The sequence below is a fragment of the Sphingobacterium sp. UBA5996 genome (genome assembly GCF_002429765.1).
GTDB lineage: Bacteria > Bacteroidota > Bacteroidia > Sphingobacteriales > Sphingobacteriaceae > Sphingobacterium.
Window position 1 is genome coordinate 22,252 of sequence record NZ_DJAS01000020.1, and the last position, 8,359, is coordinate 30,610.

Consider the following 8,359-nt stretch of genomic DNA (forward strand, 5'->3'; position numbering starts at 1 on the left):
GTATTATAACACTATACTTTTAGCATGATTAACATTCACATGGATATTTCTGTTGTTGTTCCTTTGTTTAATGAAGAAGAATCCTTACCCGAATTGACAGCTTGGATCGACCGTGTTATGGCGGCCAATCATTTTTCATACGAAATTATTTTAGTTGACGATGGAAGTAAAGATCATTCCTGGAAGGTTATCGAAGAGTTAAAGTTAAACAACACGAATATTTCTGCTATCAAATTCCGACGTAACTATGGAAAATCTGCAGCATTAAATGTGGGTTTTGCTGCTGCACAAGGTGATGTCGTTATTACAATGGATGCGGATCTCCAGGATAGTCCCGATGAGATTCCTGAATTGTACGACCGAATCATAAATAAGGGGGCTGACCTAGTATCGGGATGGAAACAAAAACGATATGATCCATTAACCAAAACACTACCTACCAAATTGTTTAATGGGGTGACGAGGTCGATGTCTGGAATTCACAACCTGCATGATTTTAACTGTGGTCTAAAAGCCTACAAAAAGGAAGTTGTTAAAAATATCGAAGTGTATGGTGAAATGCATCGTTATATACCTGTAATTGCAAAATGGGCAGGATTTACAAATATACAAGAACAGATCGTACAGCATTATCCACGTAAGTACGGTACAACCAAATTCGGCCCTGGCCGCTTTGTGAAAGGTTTCCTCGATTTATTGTCCATATTTTTCGTTGGTAAGTTTTCGAAGAGGCCGATGCATTTTTTTGGGGTTATGGGCGTTATTAGTTTTCTGGCAGGTTTATTTATATCTATTTATCTAATTTGCCATAAATTGATAAGTATTGCCAGCGGAACACCTTTTAGAGATATAACAGATCAACCATTGTTTTTCTTTGCGCTAACCGCTATTATTTTGGGCACGCAATTATTTCTGACAGGTTTCTTGGCAGAATTAGTCTCTAGAAGCAGCTCCGATCGGAATGATTATCAAATTGAGAAAGTCATTTAAGTCGTTATGCGCATTGTGATTTTAGGATCTGCTTACCCATTAAGGGGTGGAGGGATAGCATCTTTTAATGAACGGTTAGCATCCCACTTTCAGCAGTTGGGCCATGAAGTGGATATCTACTCCTTCAGTCTGCAGTACCCAAATTTTCTTTTTCCTGGAAAGTCACAATACTCGGATGAGCCTGCACCAGAGGGACTCCATATCAAAACAAAAGTAAATTCTATCAATCCATTTAATTGGATTAGTGTGGGCAAGGAACTTAGAAATGCCAAATATGATCTCCTTATCGTACGATTTTGGATGCCCTTTTTCGGGCCGTGTTTGGGAACAATCCAGCGACAGGTTCGGAAGAATAGGCATACTAAAATAGTATGTATCGCTGATAATATAATTCCCCATGAACAGCGACCAGGGGATAAGCTATTGATCCGGTACTTTTTGAAATCTGTTGATGCTTGTCTCACCATGAGTAAAAGCGTTCTGTTGGACCTCAAATTGCTAAGCCCGAAAATGCCAGCAGTGTATACCCCTCATCCCCTTTACGATAACTATGGCACTCATCAAAGTAAAAAGGAAGCTCGTAGACTACTTAACATTGATCAAGAGGGGAAAGTGATCTTGTTCTTTGGATTTATTCGTCAATACAAAGGCTTAGATATCTTGTTGCAAGCTTTAAACGATACCAGGCTACGTAAGATGGGGGTTAAATTATTGCTTGCTGGAGAATTTTATGATGACCCTGCGTTATACTTGGATCTTATAAAGAAGTATAAACTCGAAGAGTTTATTTTTATGCATACCGATTTTATTCCAAATCAGGAGGTAGGGCGTTATTTTTCAGCCGCGGATTGTGTCGTGTTACCTTATCGTAGCGCTACTCAAAGTGGAATCACCCAAGTTGCTTATCATTTCGATCTTCCAATGATTGTAAGTAATGTCGGTGGGTTGCCCGAATTGGTTCGAGATAGTTATGTTGGTTATGTTGTCGAGCCCAAAGCAGAGGAAATCGCAGAACGCATTTTTTCTTTTTACCATTACAACAAAGAAGAACAATTTAGAACAAATATCATAGACGAAAAAAGAAAATATAGCTGGGAAACTTTCGGTAATGAACTTCTTAAATTGGCGCATTGATCGCTAAGGGTTATTTTATTTGTATATAAAATCAAATTTATCTAAGTTTGGAATACTGAGGTAGAATTTTAAAAGAAGGAGAGATTTTGTTGCCGTTTACACAAAGCAGCTTAACTAAGCTAGAAGAATTTTTTAAGGAACAGGGGTATAAAGTTAGGTATGAAAAAGGGTCATTCCGTACAGGTGCTTGTATGTTGCAGACGACAAAAGTTGTAGTAGTCAATAAGTTTTCGAATCTTGAAATAAAAATCCAGTCATTGTGGAACATATTATTGGATATTGAAATTGATTCGGAAGCCATTTCTGAGAAGCTTCTTCCAATTTATGAAGAGGTATTGAAATCAAAAATTATAGCTTGAGAGTTACATTTTTAGGAACCGGAACATCCCAGGGGGTACCTGTCATAGCGTGCCAATGTCAGGTCTGCCAATCTGAAGATCAGCGTGATAAAAGATTGCGTTCTTCTATCCTTATTGAATATAATCAACACACATTAGTGGTCGATACTGGTCCGGATTTTAGGTATCAGATGTTGCGTGAGAAAGTTATGCACTTGGATGCTGTGTTAATGACACACTCGCATAAAGACCATATTGCTGGTTTGGATGATGTAAGAGCGTTTAATTATCAGCAGCATAGTTCTATTTCCATTTATGGTACAGCTGATCTACACGAAGCGCTAAGGCGCGAATTTTATTATGCGTTTACTGAAACAAAATACCCAGGAGCGCCGAGATTGGATTTGGAGGAGGTAAGGGCTGGTGTATCTTTGCCTTTGTTCGGTACGGAAATTATGCCTATCGAGGTGCTTCATTATAAAATGCCAGTCTTGGGCTTCAGGATCGGAGAGTTTGCATATATCACTGATGCAAAATTTATCAGTGAAGAATCGCGGCAGCTATTGAAAGGTGTTAAGGTACTTGTTGTAAATGCACTTCAGAAAGAATCTCATATTTCCCATTTAACATTGGACGAAGCGATTGAATTTGCCTATGATATTCAGGCAGATAAAACTTATTTTACACATATAGGGCACCGAATGGGATTGCATGAAATTGTTTCAAAAGAATTGCCGAAAAATATGTTGCTAGCCTACGATAGGTTACAGCTGGAGATCAGCTAATCTATTTATTATAAAACTATATTTCCATTTTCTTTGTTATACCTATAAAAATAGATTTAGGTATTAAATTATTAAAAGAAAATGGGAAATTTACTGTATATCATCGCTGTTATTTTGGTCATCATTTGGGCGATAAGTTTTTTTGGAGGTTATGCAGCTGGCAATAACATTATTCACGTCCTTTTGGTGATTGCAATTATTGTGGTATTATTGCGTGTCATCCGTGGTAACGCGTAATACATTTCAAATCAAATTTAAATAAAGCTGGGCAATTTGTAGATCTTGAGGGTAGGTGATCTTTATATTTTTAGCATCACCTTCAATAATAGCGATACTGTTGCCCATCTTCTCTACCACAGACGCATCATCCGTAAAAAGGGGGTCTTCCACTTGCTGATATGATTTTAGTAGCAACTCTCCATGAAATACCTGCGGAGTTTGAATTAACCAGGTATGGTTTCTATCTACAGCAGCATTAAAGGAAACATCTCCCATGCGGACGGATTCAATACTCTTTTGTCCCAAAACAATTGCCTGATGGGCATAAGCGCCTTGAAATGCTTTGTTCACTAGCTCTTCAGTAATAATAGGACGAGCGCCATCGTGTACTGCGATATAATCTTCTGAACGGATTTTGAAATTTTCCTCAATGTAATTAATTCCATTTTTAACACTTTCGAATCGGGTTCGACCACCATAAGTGAGATGGATAGGTAAAGTAAAGTCATGTTCCGAACACAGTTCATTCCACAATTCCTCCATTACCTCACTGATCACTAGTATTACTTCCGATACAATCTTACATTGACAAAATCGATTAATTGTATGCATGACAATGGGCAGTTCATTTAAGCAAAGAAACTGCTTTGGAAGGTCGCTATTCATTCTGCTTCCTGTTCCGGCTGCAACGATTATGACAAAGTTCATGTTATTGAAATTTAAGATTTATAAAAAACGTGGATAGCTTGAGACTATCCACGTTTTTTATTTATTATTAAACATAGGATTAAACGATTAACATCGCATCGCCATAGCTATAGAATCTATATTTTTCCTTCACAGCAACTTCATATGCATTCATTACATTTTCATAACCTGCAAACGCGGCAATCATCACAAGCAAAGTGGATTCCGGTGTATGGAAATTTGTGATCATGGAATTTGCAATACTGAAATCGTAAGGCGGATAAATAAACTTACTTGTCCAATCCGATGCCGCCTTTAAATGATGGTCAGCAGACACAGAAGATTCTATTGCCCGCATAGAAGTCGTTCCTACAGCACATACGCGACGTTTGTTGTCGATAGCTTTATTGACAACTTTTGCAGCTTCGTCAGTTATGATAAACTGTTCAGAATCCATTTTATGTTTAGTTAAATCTTCCACTTCAACAGTACGAAAAGTTCCAAGACCAACGTGAAGAGTAACCTCTGCAAAATCAACGCCTTTCAATTCTAAGCGTTTCATCAATTCTCTAGAGAAATGAAGTCCCGCTGTAGGAGCGGCAACAGCCCCTTCATTTTTTGCATAAATAGTTTGGTAGCGGAATTTGTCTTCTGGTGTAGCTTTACGCTTGATGTATTTAGGTAGTGGTGTTTCACCTAAGATCTCGATATTACGGCGGAACTCTTCATCGGTACCATCAAATAAAAACCGGATCGTACGGCCCCGAGAAGTTGTATTATCCACTACTTCAGCAACCAGTAAGTCTTCATCGCCGAAATATAATTTATTGCCAACACGTATTTTGCGTGCAGGATCGACCAATACATCCCAAAGGCGAAGCTCATTGTTCAATTCACGCAGCAAGAAAACTTCAATAGTAGCTCCAGTTTTCTCTTTATTCCCATAAAGACGCGCTGGAAAAACTTTAGTATTGTTTAAAATCATGACATCTTTGTCATCGAAATAATCCAATACATCTTTGAAAATTTTGTGTTCAATTTTACCACTATCTCTGTGTAGGACCATCAAGCGCGATTCGTCACGATTTTCAGAAGGTTCAGAAGCAAGTAATGATTCTGGTAAGTTGAATTTAAATTGAGATAACTTCATCTTTAATGATATATATTTTAATGTCTACCTTTTAGTGCATTACAGTGCACCAAATATTAGGTTGCAAAAAGCATACAAAGTTATAACTTTTTTGGGTATAGAAGGGCGGTAATTCTAATTTATGTAGATATTTTTAAGGATTTTGACATTAAATCAAAACTATATTGTATTTTAGAATACAAATTATGCTATTCTTTAGATTGATATTGGAGAGTTGTCAGTTTGCTTTTTCGGCATTAAAAGACAATCGTACACGCACCTTACTGTCGCTGTTGGGTGTGACCATTGGTATTTTTACGATTATTGGCGTATTCTCCGCTGTAGATACACTTCGAAATAATATCGAGGAGTCAGTAAAGAAGATAGGAAGCAAAACTCTCTACATAGAAAAATGGCCTTGGGATGGAGGACCAAATTTCCCCTGGTGGAAGTACTTGAATAGACCGGAACCCACATATAATAATTACTTGGATTTAAAAAGCCGAATGACGACTGCTGAATATATGGCTTATATGATCAATATTGGCAATACGACAATAAAATATAAAAGTAATTCTGCACAGGGCTCATCGGTTAATGCCGCGACCTATGAAAACCTATATATTCAAAATTTAAATATCGTAGATGGCCGTTACTTTGCCGAAAGTGAATCGAGGGGGGGCGCCCTCGTGACTGTATTGGGGGCCAATATAGCGGAAGGACTTTTTCCTAATGATGAACCGGTTGGTAAATATATCAACATGCTAGGCCGAAAAATTCAAGTTATTGGAGTGTTAAAGAAAGAAGGAAATGGTGTATTAATCAATACCTCACCTGATGATACCGCCTTTATTCCATTCGAGCTCGCGAGGAATTTGGTCAATTATGATAATTTTTCACCAAGTATAGCGATGGTAATTAAACCGAACTATACGCTGGCTGAAGCAGAGAGTGAAGCAAAGACACTTATGCGTTCAATTCGTCGTATATCTCCTCAACGGGAGGAAAATTTTTCTATTAATCAGACAACAATGATTACAGGTGCACTGGATCAGCTTTTTGGAATAATTAATCTTGCGGGTTTTTCGATTGGTATTTTTTCAATCCTAGTCGGTGGTTTCGGTATTGCCAATATCATGTTTGTCAGCGTTAAGGAGCGTACACACATCATCGGAATTCAAAAGGCGCTGGGAGCCAAAAATTTCTTTATCCTTTCTCAGTTTTTAATAGAATCTATCGTGCTCTGCCTCTTGGGAGGAGGAATAGGTCTGATCGTTGTTTATTTTTTAGCATTTCTTGTGCAGGCTGCGACTGGTGTTGCTATCGTCGTTAGTTTGAAAATGGTTATCCTGACAATTTCACTTTCTACTTTTATCGGGCTAATATCCGGCATTGTTCCTGCTTTAATGGCTTCTCGATTGGATCCCGTGGAAGCTATCCGAAGCAATTAAAGAGAAGATATGTTTAAAAAAGCTCAATTTTCGATACTGCAGGGATTTTGGCTTTTAACTTTTGCCTATAGCTGTATGCTAATGGTAGAGATTACACTGCGCTACCGTGGGTTTGAGCTGGATGCTAACTTATTACTGATCAAGCAAACTGAAATAGAAGAACTTTGGTGGTATCGCTACGTCTTTTATGTCCATGTCTGTACTGCTATCTTCGCGCTGCCGGCTGGCTTCACTCAGTTTAGTAATTACCTATTGAATAAATATCCGCGAGTCCATAGAAGTATAGGATATTTGTATGTATACGCCATTTTGGTTTGCGCCGCTCCATCAGGATTACTGATTGGTTTGGTTGCGAATGGTGGGATAACATCTATTATTGCATTTGAATTACTGGGATTGGGATGGTTTTATTTTACCTACCAGGCAGTTCATTTTGCGCGTCAGAGAAAATTTAATAAACACCACGATTTTATGATCCGTAGCTTTGCATTAACCTGTTCTGCACTGACGCTACGTTTTTGGAAGCTGGCTTTAGTCTATTTGTTCCAGCCCAATCCAATGGACGTGTACCAGATTATCGCATGGCTGGGATGGATACCAAATTTGTTATTGGCGGAATTTATTATTTATCAAAAAAATCAAAAATTATGAAGAGAAATATTTGTTTAGTGTTATTGCTTGTGGTCATTGTAGGATGTAAGGAAGGGAGAGACAGAAAGAATGAAGCCCCCGGAACAAAAGATAGCGTTGTTGTTGAGCATGAGGCACATCAGGAACTATACGGCAACTGGGTGGGAGAATTTGTGGTTGATGAAAATACACTGGAAGATGGGGACGGTTTGCCAATTACAGATTATTCTCCAAAGATAAATTTGACCATAAAAAAAATCACAGATAAGGGGCGTGTATTCGGACAGAATGTGGTGAAAGGAAATCTGCGTTCTTTTGTGGGAAAGCTGGAAGAAAACGGTAGTGACTTTCGGCTATTGTTGGATGAGCCCGGCGATAAAAAGTCCGATGGCCGTTTTGAAATTAAGCTTAATCATGATACGTTAATTGGCAGTTGGACTGCCTACGATCCAGGGGTAAAGATAAAAAAACGAAGTTTCAAACTGTTGAAAAAGCAATTCGCATATAATCCTAATCTGATGCTGAAAAATCAGGATGAGGAAAATGGGACTTTGGTTGACTGGATTAACGAAAAGAGAAAAGAGGAAACCGATGTAGATGGAGATTCAACTTATACATACGTTATACAATATTATAGGTCGGCATCCCCTGCAGTTTTTACGGTCAATGCATCTAAACAAAAGTTGACCGAGAAAGACCTGAAAAATCTTAAGAAGTTGGATCTTGAGATTATTCGGAATACGATTTTTGCCCGACATGGCTATGCGTTTACTAAACCAAGCATTCGCCAATTTTTTGAGCCTGTAGACTGGTATGTGCCTATTTCAAAAGATGTGAATGCAGATTTGAGTCCATTGGAAAAAGATAATATCGCTTTATTGACGAGATTTGAAAAATATGCAACGGATAATTATGACACCTTTGGAAGATAAGGTATAAAATCCATTCCGAAACATTCGAAAGATCAATTTCACAAAAAGAAGCTGTCCGACAAGG

General features: G+C 38.1%; 9 protein-coding genes. 7 read left to right on the top strand and 2 right to left on the bottom strand.

Annotated features, from left to right (window positions below; all coding sequences use genetic code 11):
* The first annotated feature begins 39 nt into the window (after positions 1-39).
* From B3E00_RS14935 to B3E00_RS14950, 4 genes are all read left to right on the top strand, one after another.
* Complete coding sequence (locus B3E00_RS14935; protein WP_209575127.1) at positions 40-990, top strand: glycosyltransferase family 2 protein; 951 nt, start codon at positions 40-42, stop codon at positions 988-990.
* Between the two features lie 6 nt (positions 991-996).
* Entirely contained in the window at positions 997-2,124 is a 1,128-nt protein-coding gene (locus tag B3E00_RS14940; protein ID WP_293884274.1) for a glycosyltransferase, read from the top strand.
* Between the two features lie 355 nt (positions 2,125-2,479).
* A complete protein-coding gene (locus B3E00_RS14945) occupies positions 2,480-3,247 on the top strand; it encodes an MBL fold metallo-hydrolase (protein WP_293884272.1) in 768 nt (255 codons plus the stop codon).
* An 81-nt stretch (positions 3,248-3,328) separates the two neighbouring features.
* On the top strand, positions 3,329-3,484 hold the full coding sequence (locus B3E00_RS14950; RefSeq protein ID WP_209574636.1) for a lmo0937 family membrane protein: 156 nt from the start codon (positions 3,329-3,331) through the stop codon (positions 3,482-3,484).
* Between the two features lie 6 nt (positions 3,485-3,490).
* Here B3E00_RS14950 and B3E00_RS14955 read toward each other — a convergent pair whose 3' ends face one another.
* Positions 3,491-4,174: a 2-C-methyl-D-erythritol 4-phosphate cytidylyltransferase gene (locus tag B3E00_RS14955; protein WP_293886158.1), complete on the bottom strand. Its 684-nt coding sequence runs from the start codon at positions 4,172-4,174 to the stop codon at positions 3,491-3,493.
* Between the two features lie 79 nt (positions 4,175-4,253).
* Complete coding sequence (queA, locus tag B3E00_RS14960) at positions 4,254-5,303, bottom strand: tRNA preQ1(34) S-adenosylmethionine ribosyltransferase-isomerase QueA (protein WP_209574631.1); 1,050 nt, start codon at positions 5,301-5,303, stop codon at positions 4,254-4,256.
* Between the two features lie 185 nt (positions 5,304-5,488).
* On the opposite strand from queA, the gene B3E00_RS14965 reads away from it, so the two are divergent.
* The 3 genes from B3E00_RS14965 to B3E00_RS14975 are packed head-to-tail and all read left to right on the top strand — an operon-like array spanning position 5,489 to position 8,295.
* Positions 5,489-6,733 (top strand): ABC transporter permease, encoded by a 1,245-nt coding sequence (locus B3E00_RS14965; protein WP_209574629.1) that lies wholly within the window; start codon positions 5,489-5,491, stop codon positions 6,731-6,733.
* Positions 6,734-6,742: 9 nt separating this feature from the next.
* On the top strand, positions 6,743-7,384 hold the full coding sequence (locus B3E00_RS14970; RefSeq protein ID WP_293884266.1) for a DUF2306 domain-containing protein: 642 nt from the start codon (positions 6,743-6,745) through the stop codon (positions 7,382-7,384).
* The gene (locus tag B3E00_RS14975; protein ID WP_293884264.1) at positions 7,381-8,295 is read left to right on the top strand and encodes a YARHG domain-containing protein; all 915 of its coding nucleotides are present in this window, start codon (positions 7,381-7,383) and stop codon (positions 8,293-8,295) included. Before B3E00_RS14970 ends, B3E00_RS14975 begins: the two co-directional genes overlap by 4 nt.
* Positions 8,296-8,359 lie beyond the last annotated feature (64 nt).